Here is a 17,176-nt window from a genome sequence, read left to right on the forward strand (position 1 = left end):
TCGCGTAGAATAGGGCGGATAAAATGGGTGGAGTTGAATAACGTGGTATCGGTAGAACAACGGGCGGCAGTGGCGGCTTTACTGGGCAGGGAACCGCGTGGCCTGGAGGCAGTACCCGTGCTTTCGGCTGCGCGGGAACCCATGGTGATTCGCGTCTCCTCCCTGGTCGACGACAAGCCCTTTCCCACACTTTACTGGCTGGTTGATAGCGCGCTGAACTACCGCATAGACGGGGCGGAGGCCGGCGGCCTGATTGCGATCCTGCAGGCCAGAATCGACCAGGATGCAGCACTGCAGGCGGCCATGGTCGAAGATCACCGCCTGCACATAGCGGATCGCGACGGGTTTATGGATGAAATCCAGCGTAAACGCATTGCCGAACTGGGTTTCTGTGAGGTGTTCAGCAAGAGGGGAATAGGTGGTATCGCTGACTTTACCCGTATTCGCTGTCTACATACCTGGTATGCCGCGCACATGGTGCGGGCCAATACGGTAGGGCGCCTGCTGGACGCGCACTGGGCAAGTGAGGCGGAGTCCACGCGGGCGTAGCGGCGGACACTGCCGGGCAGATTTACCCGGTTTCCCGGCGCAGATCCGCCGTTGTGGCCCCGCGTGAACCGTCTTTGCTACAGATCATGTAACCAATCGGGACTGGTGGTATATTAGGCGCCTTTTTGTCACCGGGAATTCGTTTCCCCGCAGCCATTAATGGGCCAGATAACATGACCGCCAGAACTGATGATCTCAGGATCCAGAGAACCAACGAACTGATCTCCCCCGAACAGCTGATTGCCGATATCGGTGTCAGCGAGCGTGCCGCGCAGACCGTGGATCACGCTCGTCGCACTATCCATAATATTCTCAGCGGCGAAGACGACCGGCTGCTGGCCATTGTGGGGCCTTGTTCCATTCATGACCCCGATGCGGCCCGCGAGTATGCAGCACAGCTGCGCCAGCGGGCCGATACCATTGCCGACGATGTATTCGTGGTGATGCGCGTGTATTTCGAGAAGCCCAGGACCACAGTGGGCTGGAAAGGCCTGATTAATGACCCGGACCTCAATGATACCTTCCAGATTACCAAAGGCCTGCACCTCGCCCGCCAACTGCTGGTGGATCTTGCTGAGATGGGCCTGCCAGCGGGCACCGAATATCTCGACCTGATCAGCCCGCAGTACTACGCGGACCTCATCTCCTGGGGAGCGATCGGTGCGCGCACCACAGAGAGCCAGACCCACCGTGAGCTTGCCTCAGGCTTGTCCTGTCCGGTGGGCTTCAAGAACGCGACCGACGGTGATATCCAGGTGGCCATCGATGCGATTAATTCGGCCTCCAGGCCACACAACTTCCTCTCGGTGACCAAGCAGGGCCATTCAGCGATATTCCAGACCGCGGGCAATGAGGACTGTCACGTCATTCTGCGAGGGGGCAAGCACCCCAACTACGATATGTTTTCCGTCGATGACGCCGCCGGTATGCTGGCCAGCTCCGGGCTACCCGCGCGGATAATGATCGATGCATCCCACGCCAACAGCCGCAAGATTCCGGCTCGGCAGATTGATGTGGCCTCTGACATTGCTACCCAGGTAGCCCGTGGCAGCGACAACATCATTGGCATTATGCTGGAGAGCAACCTGGTAGAAGGGCGACAAAACGTCGTTGAGGGGCAGCCTTTGACTTATGGCCAGAGCATTACGGACCCCTGCATAAACTGGGATGACACACAGTCTCTCTTGCAGGAACTGGCGACCGCCGTACGCCTGCGCCGCGGCAGCTGAGCTGCCGATACTGTCGGCACCGTGTAATCAGGCCGCGTCAGGAAGCGCTCTATTGTGCCGGCCACGCGCAGGCGAGACACTCAATAGCTTATCGGTTTTCTTGAGCTCGCCTCTGCGCGGCAATGGTGATTGTTTAAGTACCGGGGTTTCTCGCCCCATCGTTCAGAGAGCGTAACCCACTTCCAGGTAAGCGCCCAGGGGCTGGCCGACGAAGTAGCGGTAGTTGCCAAAGGCGAAGTCAGCCCTTTCCGCGTAGTCCTCATCCAGCAGGTTGGTCACGCGCAATGTGCCGTGCCACCGTGAACTCAATTGAGAACTTACGCGCAGGTTGAGCAGAGAATGGCCGTCATACTTGGCCGTATTGTCAGCGTTGAGGTAATACGAACCCAGGTACACCCATTCCAGCTCAGCTACTGAGTCCGCGTTGAACTCCCAGCCCAGTTGAGCGCTGCCGAAACGCCGCGGCGCGGTATCGATGTCGTTGCCCTTGATATCGCTGGTAGAGCCCAGCAGGTCGGTGCTGCTGTCATAGCGGTGGCGGGCGAAGCTGGCGGCACCATTGAGATACCAGTTCTCGGCGAGGCGATAGTCCAGGCTTATCTCCAGACCATAGTGTGAGGTGCTTGCCCCGCTGATGTTCTGGCGATTGCTGTCCTGGAAGATAACCTCTTCCTTTTCCATGTAGTAAACGGACGTGTCATAGGCCAGGACACCTGCAACCGTGCCGCGCAGTCCGAGTTCAATATTTTCCAGTTCTTCCGCGTCCAGGTCCGCCACCCGTTGCCCTGACTGAAGTCGATAGAGCTCTGCAGCCTGGGGTGCGCGAAAACCACTGGCCAGGCGCAGGTAACCCACGTGGTTGTCGTCCAGGGCATAACTTGCGCCCGCATTGGCAGAGAGGTTGGTGAAGCTGTCATCGCGATCTGCCGGTCGGAAGAAGCGGCATGCCGTGGCCTCCGGCGCACAGGCGGCGCCATCGCCAGTGCGGTTGTCGTAGTCGTAGCCGGTATAGTCAAGGCGCAGCCCTGCAGACAACTCCAGCGCGCCGCTGCGCCAGCTCACCTGGCTGAACAGGGCGGCATTGAGTGCGTCCACCTGGTAGTCATAGTGCACGCCCGCCGGTTGGTTGGGGCTGAAGTCGCCGTCCTGGGTTTCCTTCAGCCAGCCGTCGGTGTAGTCCAGATCAATACCGTTGACCCAGTTCCAGCTCGCGAAGTCACTGTGCACTGCGCCCTGGAAACCCAGGCTGGAATGACCGTTTTCCTCCAGCGGCTGCCAGGGCAGAAAGTGCATCAGGAAGTCCATGTCGTTGTCGCGAAGGTAGGGCGTAAGTACCAGCGTATGCTGCTCACCCAGCGCGCGGCTGGCCCGGCTGTAGGCGCGCACGGAGCGGACATCCCGGTAGGCCTCGGGGTTGGGGTTGCTGTCCTTGATATCCTCGTCTTCATAGGCTTTGAAACCCTGTACGAAGCCGGCCGTCTCCTGATTAAGGTTCGCATAGTCAATAACGCTGGTGACCTGCCAGACATCACCCTGGTAGTCGTATCGCGCTGTTAGCTTCTGCTGGTCATAGCCTGAGTCGTCCTTGTAGCCGCCATCAGTGGTGCCGTTGAGCCGCAGGCTGATGCCGTGCGCGCCGTTCACCGCGCCATAGGCGTACTTGCCGCGATAGTAATCGTAGGGGCCGGCCTCCACGCTGAGCGCATTGATAGCAGACGGCGCAGCGCTGAGTACATTGATCACGCCGTGCAGTGCGTTGGAGCCATACAGTGCCGTGGCGGGACCTTTGATAACTTCTATCCGGCCGGCCTGCTCGGTGTTGGCATCGAACAGCTGGTTGATGTTGCAAAATCCCGGGGCGCGCAGGCTGATCGAGTCACCTGCCATGAAAAAGGCGCCGCAGCTGCCGGCGCCCGTAAACACCGGTGAGCGCAGGGAGGGCAGACTCTCCTGTCCGTTGCCACGGCTGATCCACGCGCCGGGTATGCGCTGCATTGTCTCGGTGATATGTACGTGACCGATGAGTTGCAGGGTGCCCTCATCCACGGCGGACCAGGACAGGGGCACATACTGGCCCTCCTGCTCCATTCGGGTGGCGGTGACCAGAATCTCTTCCAGGTTGACCGGTTCTTCGGCGTTGGCGTGCGCGGGTAGGTATGTGCAGGGCACAACGGCCAGCAGTGATAGCAGTTTCTTGTTCACAGTGTCGGGTATCTCAACGTGAGGCGATAATATCGGCGTTTGTGCTGGCAGCGCTGGGGCCCTCGCGATTGCGAATGGCGTCGGCGATGCGAAACAGCGGCACTTTGAGCATGGCGACCAGATCTTCACTGGCGTTGACGCGCTCAAGGGCCTTGTCCATGCACAGCAGCCACTGGTCGCGTTCCTCCGGGCCTATCGCATATGGCTCGTGGGGCGTGGTCATGCATACGGTGCCGTGTTTGTTGGCGTACAGGGGTGGCCCACCCATCCAGCCGGTCAGGTAGTCCGCCAGCTTCTCCTTCATAGGCTCAAGGTCCGCCGCGTGCATGGCGCGCAGCGCCGCTACTTCCGGCATCTCATCCATGAGGTCGTAGAAGGCCCCGGTGAGTTCGCGGATACCTTCCTCGCCAAGTATCTGGTAGGGGGTTTGTGGCTGGTTCATCAGCGGCTTCCTTAGTATCTGTCCCGGTGTGGCCAGGGGTGCATTTTACACAGGCTGTGGGGCTTGTGCGCTTTCGCTGCAATTGTTAACCGTGGCGTTGGCCCGGGGTTTAACTCCGTAGACGGCCGGGCGGGGTGCTGGTTGCACTCGGGCCGGATAAGCGCAGGCCGATGGTTGATCCAGTGCGCGCCCGGCAATGCCTTTGTATGGGTGTTCGCCGAACGGAGCTCTGGTAGAATCTCGCCTCCAGGCAGGATCAGGTCCGCCGCCTTTTTTTAGCCCAGTTGATGGAATGTAATCATGAGTCTCGCCGACCAGGTAATGGCTGTTAACAACAACCTTCCCATTCGCACAGAGGAACCTGTGCATAGCGGTAAGGTGCGTTCGGTTTACTGGCTCAATGCCGCCGACAGTGCCCGGCTGATTGCCGAGCGCGGCTATGACGTCCCTGCTGATGCGCCGCTGGCGATTATGGTGATCTCCGACCGTATCTCCGCATTCGACTGCATCTGGCACGGGGAGGGCGGTATGCACGGTGTGCCGGGTAAGGGTGCCGCGCTCAACGCCATTTCCAATTACTGGTTTCAGCGCTTTCGCCAGCAGGGTCTGGCAGACAGTCACATACTGGATATACCGCACCCGCTGGTGTGGATCGTGCAGAAGGCGCGACCGGTAAAGATCGAGGCCATCGCCCGTCAGTATATTACCGGCTCTATGTGGCGCGCTTACGCTGATGGCGAGCGCGAGTTCTGCGGCATCAGGCTTCCCGACGGGTTGCAGAAAAACCAGAAACTGCCCGAGCTGCTGATCACGCCCTCCACCAAAGGGATTCTCGAAGGGGTGCCCGGTGTGCCCGCAGTCGATGACGTCAACATTTCCCGCGGCGACATCGACAGGCACTTCGCAGCCTTCAATTTTAGCAGTCGCGATGATGTGGATCGCTATGAAACACTTCTCAGGCAGGGTTTTGAGCTGATCAGCGCCCGCCTGGCGGAGCTGGACCAGATCTTCGTGGACACCAAGTTTGAGTTCGGCTACGTGACGGACAGGGCGGGAGAGGAAAAGTTGATCTACATGGATGAGGTGGGTACACCGGATTCCTCGCGTATCTGGGACGGTCCGGCCTGGCGGGACGGCAGGGTGCTGGAAAACTCCAAGGAGGGATTTCGGCAGGTGCTGCTGCAGCACTTCCCCGACCCCGACATACTGCTTAACAAGGACCGTATGCCAGAGCGCCAGGCCCTGGCGCGTGATAACGCGCTGCCGACAGAGGTATTGATGGAACTCTCGAGGACCTATACCGGCATTGCCGAAAAAATCACCGGTCACCCGGTTGTTCTCGCCAGTAACCCTCAGGCGGAGATCATCGACGTGCTGGGCAAGCGGTACGACCTTATTGGCTGATCCGCGCTTCTGCCTGCTCAGTGCCCAGGTGCCGCGGTGTAAGCTATTATTCAACCAACCATATGACTAAAAGGCAGCGACATATTATGGAGACTTCAAAACTCTTTTCCCTGGAAGGCAGGGTGGCAATGGTCACCGGGGGATCACGTGGTATCGGCAGGATGATTGCGGAAGGCTTCATTGCCCAGGGAGCAACAGTGTATATATCCTCCCGCAAGGCAGATGTCTGCGACGCGGTAGCCAGTGAGCTGGGGCCCAGGTGTTTCTCCCTGCCGCAGGATATCAGCACAGTCGCCGGATGTAAGGCGCTGGCCACTGCCTTTGCCGATGCGGAGCCCAGACTCGATATTCTCGTCAACAATGCCGGCGCCGCGTGGGCTGTGCCGTTTGAAGATTTCCCTGAGCAGGGTTGGGACAAGGTGATGGATCTCAACCTGAAATCGCCGTTCTTCCTGGTGCAGGCGCTGCACGCTTCCCTGATGTCCGCCGGCAGTGCCGAGCGTCCGGCCAAGGTCATCAACATAACCTCCATTGACGGCCAGCGATTGAATCCCTGGGAAACCTACAGTTACCACGCCTCCAAGTCGGCACTTATTTATCTCACCAAGCGTCTGGCAGCGCGACTCGTCAGCGACCATATCAATGTCACGTCAATCGCCCCCGGCGCCTTTCCGTCCGAGATGAACCGCGCCGCCCGCGACCACGCAGTCGAGGTGGCGAAGTCCATCCCTTCCGGGCGAGTGGGAGACGCCGAGGATATGGCGGGTGCGGCGATATTCCTGGCCAGTCGAGCGGGCGATTACGTTGTTGGGGAGACGATTACTGTGGACGGGGGCCTGGTCCACGCTGCGCTTGGTAGCAGTATCGACGCCTGAGCTTTGCCTGTCGACGTTACCGGTAAGCGAAAGCGATCAAGCTTGTTCACGCCACGTAACAAGGAGCGCAGGCGATGACCCCGATTACTTTGGAAAAACGCGGTCATCAGGCCTGGATTACGCTGAATCGCCCGCAGGTGAAGAACATGCTCAATGGTGAGTGTTTCATCGGCCTTGCAGATGCCTGGGAAGAGGTGAGGGCAGACGATGGCATCCGTGTGGCGGTGCTGACCGCCGCGGGCGAGGAGCATTTCTGCTGCGGTGGCGACCTCGGCGAAGTGATTCCCCTGTGGACCGGTGTGCGGCAGCCAGCGAACGAGGTGGAGGAACGCCTCAAGGCTGATCCGATGATTACTGACCGGGTCATGCTCAAGGAGAAACCGCTTTACAAGCCAGTAATCGCGGCCATCAATGGTCACGCCCTGGGCGGAGGTACCGAACTGCTGCAGGCCACCGATATCCGTATCGCAGCGCAGCATGCGCAGTTTTCATTGCCTGAACCGAAGGTGGGTATTGTGCCCGGTGCAGGCTCCATGGTACGCCTGACCCGGCAACTGCCCTGGGCCCATGCCATGCGTATTTTACTTGGCGGCGAGCCTGTCAGTGCTGATGATGCCCTGCATATGGGCCTGGTCTCCGAGGTAGTACCGCTGGCGCAACTGCAGGCCAGGGCAGAACACTATGCTGATAGTATTTGCCGTCAGGCACCCCTTGCCCTGCAGGCGATCAAGCGCACCGCGCTGGAGACGCATACGTTGCCCTGGGCCGATGCTTTTCGCTTCGAAATGGAGCAGGCGGGCGCGATTATGATGAGCAAGGATGCCCGCGAGGGGCCTCGCGCGTTCAAGGAAAAACGACAGCCGCAGTTTACTGGCGAGTAATGAAGTGATCTCAATGACCCCGCGCTGGTATAGAATGCGCCGGGAAAGGAACTGGATATGAATGCATATAAATTGAGTGAGAGCCTTGCTGTGTCAGGGCAGATAAGCCCCGCTGCCGTAGCTGAAATCGCCGCCGCTGGATTCAAGGTGCTGATCAACAACCGCCCCGACGGTGAGGAACAGGGCCAACCCGACAGCGCAGAGATTGCCGCCGCTGCCGAAGAGTTGGGGCTGGAATACCACTACCTGCCGGTCAACGGTTTGAACTTTCCCGGCGATCACCTGCAGCAGATGGCCGATCTCTTCGACGATGTGGATAGACCGGCATTCGCGTTCTGTCGCACCGGAACCCGCTGTTCCAATCTCTGGGTGCTCTCGCGCGACCCCGAGGAGCGAGAGCGGGCAGCGCAGCTTGCCAGCAAAATTGGATTTGACCTGAGCATGGTGGCCCGCGTTCTAGGCTGAGCGATGCGTGGTCAAGGGAGATGATCAGGTCGCAGGCGTAAACCAGATGGGCGAACTCCAGGCGCGCTCCTGAATCACTTTCTGGTGACCTGTGGAGCAGCAGTTTTCCATACCCTCGGTAATGGTCGCCGGATCGTCACAGCGTACGCCTGCCTTCACGCAAAACTGCTGGCTCCAACGACAGCTGGGGTTTTCCAGTACTCTGGTGTAGTAAAAGGCCTGCGCCCGGGGGTTGAAATCGTTGTCCTGCCATACCGTGCATAAGCGAGCGTGACCGTCACCGCTGGTGTCACAGGTGTCGGTGTCCACGCTGGCGTTGTTGTCGCCACCGGCGACGTCCACCACGCGCTCGTGAAGCTCCCCGCTCTCGTACCAGCCTTTGATCAGCTGTATACGTTGCAGCGGGTTGCCGGGGTATTCAGCGGTGCCGGTGTCGGCCATTGCCGAGACGATGAAACGCGGTTTTGCGTTTTCCGTGATTGGTGCGGAGAGGTCTCCGCCCATGGGCACGCCACCGGCGTAGCCCCTGGCGACCATGTCACTGTCAGCGCAGGAATCTTCGGCATAATCCCATCCGCCGAAGAAGCGCAGTATCGGTCGGGTTCCACTGGTGGCATAGGCTTCCCTGCGCTGCATGGCTGAGAACAGTGCGTCACGGGTATTCTCCTCAGCGTAAAGCACGGCGAGCCCGCCCGGTCCGTATTCGAGTTCGTCCGGCAGCCCCCTGGGCAGTTCGTCGCGAGATCCCATACCGGCGCCGCCGTGTCCGGGGTGATTCTTCTCCATGGCCAGGCCAGGCGCGGCGATATGCGTGTCAGTGGCTGAGATCAGGCCGAATTTGAAGCTGTTGACGCCCAGTTCGGCCTGCTGCTGCAGGCCCTTTTTCAGCGCATAGCGCAAGAAGTTGCTTTCGTCCGGCAGCTTGGTTTGTGGGCGGTCTTCCTCGTCTACCAGCAGCATAAGCCATTTGGCATCGATACCACCGGGTGTTCCGGTGTTCTTGCCGCCAAAACTGTCGTACTCCAGTTTTTCGAAGCCGCAGTATTCGTCCTCAGACCAGGTCGGCAGGCGATTGTCACACTCCGAGGAGCCCTTGTGCTGCATCACTTCGAACAGCGTATTCCAGCGTGCTCGTCTGCTCGCCTCCTCAGCCGTGACCGGCTCTGCTGGAATCTGCCTATCGGCAATTCTGGCAGTTTCAAACATCAGTCCCCCGCTCAAATTGGAGTTGTGCGGTATCACCACCGCATCACAGCCCGGTTGCTCGTCGAGACATTCCTTGTCCAGATAGTCCCACAGCGTGACCTGGGAAGTGGATTCGATCCACGACAGGGCGTGGTCTGGCACCAGGTGATTCTTGAATACCACGTTGTGATGCAGGTTCTGGCCCGTGCCTACTGTTCCGGTCCACTCGTAGGCGGCGAAGCTGGTAAAGCTACAATCACCGCTGCGATCGTAGGCGTCTTCCGCTGCGCGCTGGATGTCGCGCCAGGTATCTGCCGCCTGGGCAAAGCAGATTTCTCCATCATCACCACAGAAACCCCAGCGTTTCTTTCCCTGCAGCCCGTAGGCGGCCAGGGTGGCAAAGGTAAGTTGCGGAAAGTAGCGGTGTATTGCACAGACCGGGTGCCAGTATCCGGGTGAACCCTCGGTTGTGCACATGCGCATTTCCGCCATGAACTCTGAATGGTCAGTGACTGCGGTGAAGTCCAGGGGGCGGTCAATCTGGATGTGGCGCATGGGCTGGTCATTCTCGTCATAGGGCTGAATGCCCGTTCGCTCACCCTTGGCGAATGCGTAGGCATCCTCGGGTTTGTTGCGGGTATCCTGAGAGTTGGCGTCGAATGACCAGGCGGTGTGCACATGGGTATCACCGAAGTGGGGGCGGCGCAGCGGGTCGTAATTGTTGCAGGGTTCGCGTTCTTCGCTGGGCTGGTAATCGCGCTCGGGCAGTGCCACGGGTATTTTTACTGTTGCCTGTGTAGCGGTGGTTTCCTGCTCCGACATGACGGGCAGGGCAGTGAGCAGGGCGGGGAGCAGGAGCAGCGGAAGATGACGCACGGCGGTAATCCTTATAGTTGTTATCGACGGATGTAAGTGTGCCGATTTTGGCGCCGGGCGCAAAGTCTACGGTATCACTGAATGGACCGCGCGCCAGTTCCTTTCAGTAACTGTATTTCAGGTCAATCCCCCAACTGCGAGGCTCCCCCCAGAGCACAGCGCGTGAGGCGTGGGGAAGGTTGTCGATGGTGAACGTTACATATTCTTCGTCCAATGCGTTGGCGACCCATAGCGCCAGGCTGAGCTCGCCAGCGGCCAGCTCGATGTCGGAGAACGTCAGCCTTGCGCCCAGCAGATCGTAGGCGTCGATGTAATTGCTGGTGTCTACGTCGCGCGCGTCGGTATAGGTATAGTTGATGTTTGCGCTGAGAGTCCCCAGCTTCATGGCCGGGAAGCGGTAATCAAGATTGAGGCTGGCGCTATGCTCGGGTGCGTTGCTGAAGCCGAAAGACCTGGGTTTGCCGGTGAACGGGTCATCGACATCGTCAATTTCGCTGTGCAGGTAAGCGTAGTTGAAACGCGCCAGCAAATCGGCGCGGGGCATGGCCACAACTTCAAGTTCCAGACCTGCCAGCCTCGCCGCTCCGCTATTGAATACACGGGTGTCAGCAATAGTTCCCGGCAGCAGGAAGTTGAGCTGCATGTCTTCAAAGCGGGAATAGAACACGGCGCTATTGACGCGCAAAGCGCGCTGCCACCATTCCCCCTTGATACCGACTTCGGCGGTGCGGTTGTTCTCCTCATCGAAACCACGGGAGAAAAAATCGGGGTCGGGGTCTCGAGTATTGTAGCCGCCACTCTTGTAGGCCTCGGTCAGCTTTGCGTAGAGCAGGATATCCTCGCGCCAGTCGTGCTCCAGGATCAGTGCGAAGGCGGTATCATTGAAGTCCTTACTCGCCCGGGCGCTAAAATCGATTTGCTCAAATGGGCCCAGCACAATATTGCCAAAGTCGACGTAGTTCTCCTGGCGAAACAGTCGTTTTACCTCGCGATTATCCGCAGAGTAGCGCCAGCCCACAGTAAGTGCCCAGTCAGGCAGCGGTGACCAGGTGAGTTGTGTGTAGGCGGCCCGGGTGCTGTTGTCGATGCGATTGTCCTCGGCGCGGAGGTTGATCGCTGTGGCCTTATCGTTGCTCGCGATCACCGGGAAGCTGAAGATATGGTGCAGGGGGAACCAGTTCTCCCGCGCCTCTTCCCGGAAATAGTAAAGCCCCGCGACCAGGTTGACCGAGTCGCCCAGTGCACCGATCAGTTGCAGTTCCTGGGAAAATTGCTCCTGCTCAAGACGGGTTCTAACCTCATCATAGTCCTCGCTGGCGGGGCCCTGTGCTCCCAGGGTGATGGCGCTGAAGTCCACCCGGTACTGCGCGCTCGCGCCGCTGGCAAAGTCTATATAGCTGTCATCTTCCAGTTCTCGCCAGGCGGAGATCGAGTTGAGTTCGAAGCCGCCTGAGCGCCACTGTAGCCGCAGTGCATGGCCTTCGATAGTGGTGTCGGTGGGCAGGAGGGGGACACTGGTATCCAGCCGGTTCAGGCGTGATCTGGCGTAAGGTACAAATCGTTGTGAGCTGCGAATCGCAGCATCCGCTGGCGTGCCCGACTCCACGCCCGGCTGCACCGCCTGCGGTGTGGTGTTGTACGACTCGATGCGGGACTTGTCCCAGCTATAGTCCATAGTGAAGTTCTGGCCGGGTTGCCAGCGCCAGTCAAGGCGCACGCCCTCCGCCGACACATCACCGAAGTCGCCGCCCGGTCCGCGATTGTCGATAAACCCATCTTTCCGGCGATGCAGGGCGGCCAGTTTTATCGCCTGCGAGTCTGTCAGTGGCAGGTTCAGGCTGCTGCGCACCAGCAGCAGGTCGCGGTTACCCGCGCCCACTGTCTGGGTGAATGCGACAGCCCCGGTATCGGGTCGCGCGGTAACCAGGTTCAGCGCGCCGCCAGTGGTGTTGCGCCCATAGAGTGTGCCCTGGGGGCCGCGCAGAATTTCAATGCGCTCCAGGTCGGCCACCTCGCTGCTCAGTCCGGTGGCGCGAGCGAGATATACACCGTCGAGATAAACGCCGACAGCAGGATCCTGAGTAATCTGCACGTCGGTGATGCCAACGCCGCGTATAAACAGGCGCAGGGTCTGGTTGCTCGCTGGAAAACTGTCCACCACGAAATTGGGCACGTTGGCCTGGATGTCAGCGATATTGGCAATGCCCAGCACTTCCAGGCGTTTGCGATCCAGAGCGACCAATGAGAGCGGTGTATCCTGGGCTGACTGCGCCACGCGCTGGGCTGTGACGAAAACTTCTTCCAGCACCGGCCTGGCCTGCGCGGCGTGCACAGCCTCGCCAGCCGCCAGCAGCAGGCTGAGGAAGCCGGCCAAACAATGGGCGCCAAAACATTTTGCAAGCATTCGCGTTAGGATTCTTGTGCTTTTTGGCGAGCCTAACACAGTTACGCTGGCGCCAGGATGTGTTGCAGTGACTGCCATGCACCGGTCTTGCTGCTACACTTGGGCACTCTCGAAAACAGGAGTTAACCCATGTCCGATTCTTCCACTGTACGCCCCGCCAGTACCGTCGTCCTGTTGCGCGATTCCGATGCCGGGCTGGAGACGCTGCTGTTACGGCGCAACAAGGCGCTGGCTTTTGCGGGCGGCTTCTGGGTTTTTCCCGGGGGTAGCCTGGACGAGGCCGACATGGCGGCGGGTGAAGGCGACGAAGAACGCGCCGCCCGCGTTGCCGCTGCGCGCGAGGCGATGGAGGAGTGTGGTCAACGACCGCGGCCCGAGGACATGGTGCTCCTCAGTCACTGGACCACACCGGAGACAGAAAAGCGCCGTTTCTCCACCTGGATCTATGCCGCGCCCCTGGAGGCCAATGAAAAGGTAGTGATCGATGGCGGTGAGATTCACGATCACCGCTGGCTACCTCTGGAGCAGGCATTGGCAGAACACTATGCCGGTGAGCTGCGAATTCTGCCGCCGACCATGGTGACCCTCAGCAGACTGTCTGTATACCGCACTGTGGCGCAGCTGCTGAAAGCGGAGAAAGACTCCCCCGTGCCGCGGGTGCTGCCGGTCATAACGGGATATGAGGACACCATTGTCTCTCTTTACCACGGCGATGCCGGTTACGAGACGGTGGACCCGGCTCTTCCCGGCGCTCGCCACCGTGCCATTCTGGAGGATGGCCGCTGGCGTTACGTCTATGAGAATGTGCCTGATGACATCGCCCCGCTGGTACCCCAGGAAGCGGATGCATGAAGCGCGAATTCCTGCTCTGGGACCTGCCCACCCGGGTATTTCACTGGGCTTTGGTGCTTTGCATCGGACTGGCCTGGTGGAGTGGGGAGGAGGGTCGCAACGACGTGCATGAGTGGACTGGCTATACGCTGCTTGTCCTGGTCGTAAGCCGCATTGCCTGGGGTTTCGTTGGTAGCCGGCACTCCCGGTTCAGTGACTTTGTGCACGGTCCGCGGACGACCATTGCTTACCTGCGCGGGGCGCGCAGCCCCACCCCGGGCCACAATCCCCTGGGTGCCTGGTCAGTGCTGGCGCTGCTCCTGCTGATGCTGGTGCAGGCGGTCAGCGGGCTGTTCAACTCCGATGATATTCTTTTTCCCGGTCCGCTTTACTACGCTGCGAGCACGCCGCTGCGCGACACCATGGGTGTGGTGCACGAATTGGCTTTTGAGGCCCTGCTGGTGTTGATAGCACTGCACGTGCTGGTGGTGAGTTACCACCAGTGGGTCAAGAAAGAGGGACTCATCAGGGCCATGCTGGTGGGCAAGGCGGCGCAGAAAACCGGGCTGTCAGCGCCCGTGGCGACATGGAAAGCCCTGTTGATTTTTATCCTGGTGGCGGCGGCGGTGTGGCTGGGGTTGGAGCAGGCACCGCAGCCCCAGCCGCTGTGGTAACAGTTGACAACTGTTTATGCACGCCCACCACAGTGCAGGCCCGGCCAGCCTCTCTGGCCGAAAAACCATTGACACCAGGGCTACCTCAACGAGCGTGAGCCTGCCCTGGTCCTGGTCCTAGTAAAGGTAGTCTTTTGACTTGTACTCGTCATGACAGCTCTTGCAGGATTTGCCCGCAACGCCGGTAGCCTCGGCAATGGCCTTGCGGTCACCTGACTCGGCCGCAACCTGGAGCGCTGCAACTGCGCCCTGCATGTCTTCCAGCTTGGCGCGGAAGTCTTCCTGGTTGCTCCAGATTTCCGGTTTTGCGCGTGTGGTGCCCTTGTCAGTGCCCGGTCCAAAGGCGCGGGACACGTCCATGCTGCCAAGGGTGGCAAGGTCATTGGCGAACAATTTTAGCCTCGCATCGTCCCAGGGCATCTCACCTTTGACCATTGAGCCAATCGGGCCAAAATTCATCGCCACCAACGTAAAGTAGGACTGGCGATAGGACTGCATGGGCTCCTTGTCGTTGAGGTGCGCAGTAACCTGGACGGAGGCGGCCAGGCAGCCGGCGCCGGCCAGTGAGAGGAGGAGGTTGCGAGTGAGGCGTTTCATAGGTTTTTCCTGTTTGTGGCATAAAAAGAGCAGCGAGCAGAGAGTGTATGTAAGTGCGCGGGGGCGGTGCAAGTGCTCCATTGTTAAACCGTGCCCTGCCTCGCCTCGCGACCCGGGCAATCAGCTAAACCTGCGCAGCCTCAAACCGGGCGATTGCCGCCCGGGTTCACTGCGAGTGAGCCGTTACCAGTGCATCCAGCAGCGTCTGCACCACACGCGAGGGTGGCGGCGCGTGACGCACGATCGCACTGAACTGGCATACATACTGGTACAGCTGCGGCAACAGTGGCTGCATCATTCCCCGTGCCACGAAACCCTCCGCATAATGCTCCGGCAGGAAGCCGACGTAGCGCCCCGACAATACCAGGTGCGCCACCGCCTCCTGGTCGTGCGCCGTGGCATGGCGCTGCAGACCCAGCAGGTGGGTGGTTTCCATATTGGGCGAGTGAAAGCCGATGCCAACGTAACGCTTCTGGCGCACGATGTCCGCGTTGATGGCATCGCCAGTCGCGCCGAACAACGGGTGCGTGCTGGCACAGTAGAGCAGCATCTGCTCCTCGAACAGCGGGTAGTAATTGAGGCTGGCAGAGGGGCGATGATTGGGAATGATACCCAGCTGGAAGCGACCCTCCATGACCCCGCGTTCGATGGCGTTGATGGGTTCTACATGAATCTCGGGCCGCACTTCAGGGGCCTGCTGATCGAACGCCGCAAATGCGCGGTAAATGCGACAGTCCGGGTTGGACGCGGTCTTATCGAAAATGGCGATAGACAGCGGCCCGGTCAGGCGCTGGTGCAACTCGTCCACGTCATGCTGGAACTCCTCCATGGCGGCGGTGATTTTCGCAGCACTGGCAAACACCTGCTCGCCCTCCGGCGTCAGTGCGAACCCGCCGCGGCCGCGGCGACACAGGGTGACGCCCAGGCGCGTCTCCAGGTCCTTGATGTGCCGGGAAATAGTAGAGCGGTTGATATTCAGTTCCAGTTCCGCCGCGGAGAACCCCCCGCACTGCACCACCGCACGAAATACGCGTAGCAGGCGCAGATCGTTGTCGGTGACGTTACCCAGCAATGCCTTGCCGGCCATGCGCTTCGCTCCGTTGAGATAGATAGTTGAATAATAATGAAACTAAAGGTCGATAGGTATTGATTTATGCAACAAATGCATCGTCGTAGAATCGTCGTCCCAGCGATCCGCCTTGAGTAATTTGAGATGACCAGCATGAAAGAGATCCAGCAGCCGCTTACCCGGGAGCAACTGGAAGCGCACTGGATGGCCTATACCGGTAATCGCCAATTCAAAGACGACCCGCGCATGATTGTGGGGGCAGAGGGCATCTACTACATCGATGACAGGGGTCGTCGTATCCTCGATGGCCTGTCGGGGTTGTGGACCAGTGGCCTGGGCCACAATCGCCCGGAGATTACCGAAGCGGTGACCCGACAGCTGCAGACGCTGGATTACTCGCCTGCGTTCCAGTACGGCCAGCCGCGTTCGTTTGAGCTGGCCAACAAGATCAAGTCGCTCACCCCCGAGGGGTTGGACTATGTGTTTTTCACCAATTCGGGTTCTGAGAGCGCCGATACCTCGCTGAAGATGGCCAGAGCCTACTGGCGGTTAAAGGGGCAGCCTGGCAAGACCAAGCTTATCGGTCGCATCAAGGGTTACCACGGCGTTAACTTCGGCGGTATTTCTGTGGGTGGTATCGGCGCCAACCGCAAAATGTTCGGTACGGCAGTGGACGCTGATCACCTGTCACACACCATGCTCTCGGAAAACGCCTTTACCCGTGGCATGCCTGCCAACGGTTGGCACCTTGCAGATGAACTCACTGAGTTGGTCTCCCTGCACGATGCATCCAATATCGCAGCGGTTATAGTAGAGCCTCTCGCTGGGTCTGCCGGGGTCATACCGCCACCGGCGGGATACCTGCAGCGCCTGCGTGATATCTGCGACGCCAACGACATCCTGCTTATCTTCGACGAGGTGATTACCGGATTCGGGCGCATGGGCGCGATGACCGGGGCAGACGCTTTCGGCGTGGTGCCGGACATCATGAACCTCGCCAAGCAGCTGACCAATGGTGCGGTGCCCATGGGCGCCGTTGTCGCCCGGGATGAGATCTACCAGACATTCATGGCCCAGGGTGGTCCGGACTATATGCTCGAGTTTCCCCACGGCTATACCTACTCCGCACACCCGGTGGCGTGTGCTGCCGGTATTGCGGCGCTGGATATACTGGAACAGGAGCAGCTGCCGCAGCGAGTGGCGCAATTGGCACCGCATTTTGAACAGACACTGCACCAGTTGCGGGGCAGGCCCTACATTACTGACATCCGCAATTATGGCTTTGCCGGCGCATTGACCCTTGCCAGCTATCCCGACGAACCGGCCCGGCGTCCGTATGAAGTCGCCATGCGCATGTGGGAGAAAGGCTTTTACGTACGCTACGGCGGCGACACCATTCAGCTGGGGCTGCCGTTTGTGATCGAGAAGAGTGAAATAGACAGCCTGGTGAATGCACTCGGCGACTCACTGGAGGAAATGGCACAATAGCGTTT

General features: G+C 59.7%; 15 protein-coding genes. 9 read left to right on the forward strand and 6 right to left on the reverse strand.

The window, feature by feature from the left end; genetic code table 11:
• Positions 1-27: 27 nt before the first annotated feature.
• Both C0039_RS17745 and C0039_RS17750 read left to right on the forward strand, forming a co-directional pair.
• Positions 28-549: a DUF501 domain-containing protein gene (locus C0039_RS17745; protein WP_243391655.1), complete on the forward strand. Its 522-nt coding sequence runs from the start codon at positions 28-30 to the stop codon at positions 547-549.
• 173 nt (positions 550-722) lie between these two features.
• Positions 723-1,778, forward strand: coding sequence for a 3-deoxy-7-phosphoheptulonate synthase (locus C0039_RS17750; protein ID WP_076000761.1), 1,056 nt, complete (start codon positions 723-725; stop codon positions 1,776-1,778).
• Positions 1,779-1,940: 162 nt separating this feature from the next.
• Here the strand turns inward: C0039_RS17750 and C0039_RS17755 are convergent, their stop codons facing one another.
• Positions 1,941-3,980, reverse strand: a complete 2,040-nt coding sequence (locus tag C0039_RS17755; RefSeq protein ID WP_243391656.1) for a TonB-dependent receptor — start codon at positions 3,978-3,980, stop codon at positions 1,941-1,943.
• Between the two features lie 13 nt (positions 3,981-3,993).
• Positions 3,994-4,422: a group II truncated hemoglobin gene (locus tag C0039_RS17760; RefSeq protein ID WP_101518830.1), complete on the reverse strand. Its 429-nt coding sequence runs from the start codon at positions 4,420-4,422 to the stop codon at positions 3,994-3,996.
• Between the two features lie 300 nt (positions 4,423-4,722).
• Here C0039_RS17760 and C0039_RS17765 point away from each other — a divergent pair, with 300 nt between their 5' ends.
• From C0039_RS17765 to C0039_RS17780, 4 genes are all read left to right on the forward strand, one after another.
• Positions 4,723-5,826 carry a phosphoribosylaminoimidazolesuccinocarboxamide synthase gene (locus tag C0039_RS17765; RefSeq protein WP_101518831.1) on the forward strand — a complete coding sequence of 368 codons (1,104 nt, stop codon included), beginning with the start codon at positions 4,723-4,725 and terminating at the stop codon, positions 5,824-5,826.
• An 86-nt stretch (positions 5,827-5,912) separates the two neighbouring features.
• Complete coding sequence (locus C0039_RS17770) at positions 5,913-6,701, forward strand: SDR family oxidoreductase (protein ID WP_076000764.1); 789 nt, start codon at positions 5,913-5,915, stop codon at positions 6,699-6,701.
• Positions 6,702-6,775: 74 nt separating this feature from the next.
• Positions 6,776-7,582, forward strand: coding sequence for an enoyl-CoA hydratase-related protein (locus C0039_RS17775; protein ID WP_101518832.1), 807 nt, complete (start codon positions 6,776-6,778; stop codon positions 7,580-7,582).
• A gap of 57 nt (positions 7,583-7,639) precedes the next feature.
• Positions 7,640-8,047: a protein tyrosine phosphatase family protein gene (locus C0039_RS17780; protein ID WP_101518833.1), complete on the forward strand. Its 408-nt coding sequence runs from the start codon at positions 7,640-7,642 to the stop codon at positions 8,045-8,047.
• A 24-nt stretch (positions 8,048-8,071) separates the two neighbouring features.
• Here the strand turns inward: C0039_RS17780 and C0039_RS17785 are convergent, their stop codons facing one another.
• A complete protein-coding gene (locus tag C0039_RS17785) occupies positions 8,072-10,108 on the reverse strand; it encodes a DUF3604 domain-containing protein (protein WP_101518834.1) in 2,037 nt (678 codons plus the stop codon).
• Positions 10,109-10,211: 103 nt separating this feature from the next.
• The gene (locus C0039_RS17790; protein ID WP_165787178.1) at positions 10,212-12,512 is read right to left on the reverse strand and encodes a TonB-dependent receptor; all 2,301 of its coding nucleotides are present in this window, start codon (positions 12,510-12,512) and stop codon (positions 10,212-10,214) included.
• Positions 12,513-12,641: 129 nt separating this feature from the next.
• Between C0039_RS17790 and C0039_RS17795 the strand changes: the two genes are divergently transcribed.
• Both C0039_RS17795 and C0039_RS17800 read left to right on the forward strand, forming a co-directional pair.
• Complete coding sequence (locus tag C0039_RS17795) at positions 12,642-13,364, forward strand: NUDIX hydrolase (protein WP_076000768.1); 723 nt, start codon at positions 12,642-12,644, stop codon at positions 13,362-13,364.
• Positions 13,361-14,017, forward strand: coding sequence for a cytochrome b/b6 domain-containing protein (locus C0039_RS17800; RefSeq protein WP_243391657.1), 657 nt, complete (start codon positions 13,361-13,363; stop codon positions 14,015-14,017). The genes C0039_RS17795 and C0039_RS17800 overlap by 4 nt, the downstream gene beginning before the upstream one ends.
• 117 nt (positions 14,018-14,134) lie before the next feature.
• On the opposite strand, the gene C0039_RS17805 is transcribed toward C0039_RS17800, so the two are convergent.
• Together C0039_RS17805 and C0039_RS17810 are read right to left on the reverse strand one after the other, a co-directional pair.
• On the reverse strand, positions 14,135-14,614 hold the full coding sequence (locus C0039_RS17805; RefSeq protein ID WP_076000770.1) for a c-type cytochrome: 480 nt from the start codon (positions 14,612-14,614) through the stop codon (positions 14,135-14,137).
• Between the two features lie 166 nt (positions 14,615-14,780).
• On the reverse strand, positions 14,781-15,701 hold the full coding sequence (locus C0039_RS17810) for a LysR family transcriptional regulator (RefSeq protein ID WP_101518836.1): 921 nt from the start codon (positions 15,699-15,701) through the stop codon (positions 14,781-14,783).
• Positions 15,702-15,836: 135 nt separating this feature from the next.
• Here C0039_RS17810 and aptA point away from each other — a divergent pair, with 135 nt between their 5' ends.
• Complete coding sequence (gene aptA / locus C0039_RS17815; protein ID WP_423810692.1) at positions 15,837-17,171, forward strand: omega-aminotransferase AptA; 1,335 nt, start codon at positions 15,837-15,839, stop codon at positions 17,169-17,171.
• The last annotated feature ends 5 nt before the right edge of the window (positions 17,172-17,176 follow it).

Origin of the sequence: Pseudohalioglobus lutimaris (genome assembly GCF_002866825.1) — a bacterium.
Lineage (GTDB): Bacteria > Pseudomonadota > Gammaproteobacteria > Pseudomonadales > Halieaceae > Halioglobus > Halioglobus lutimaris.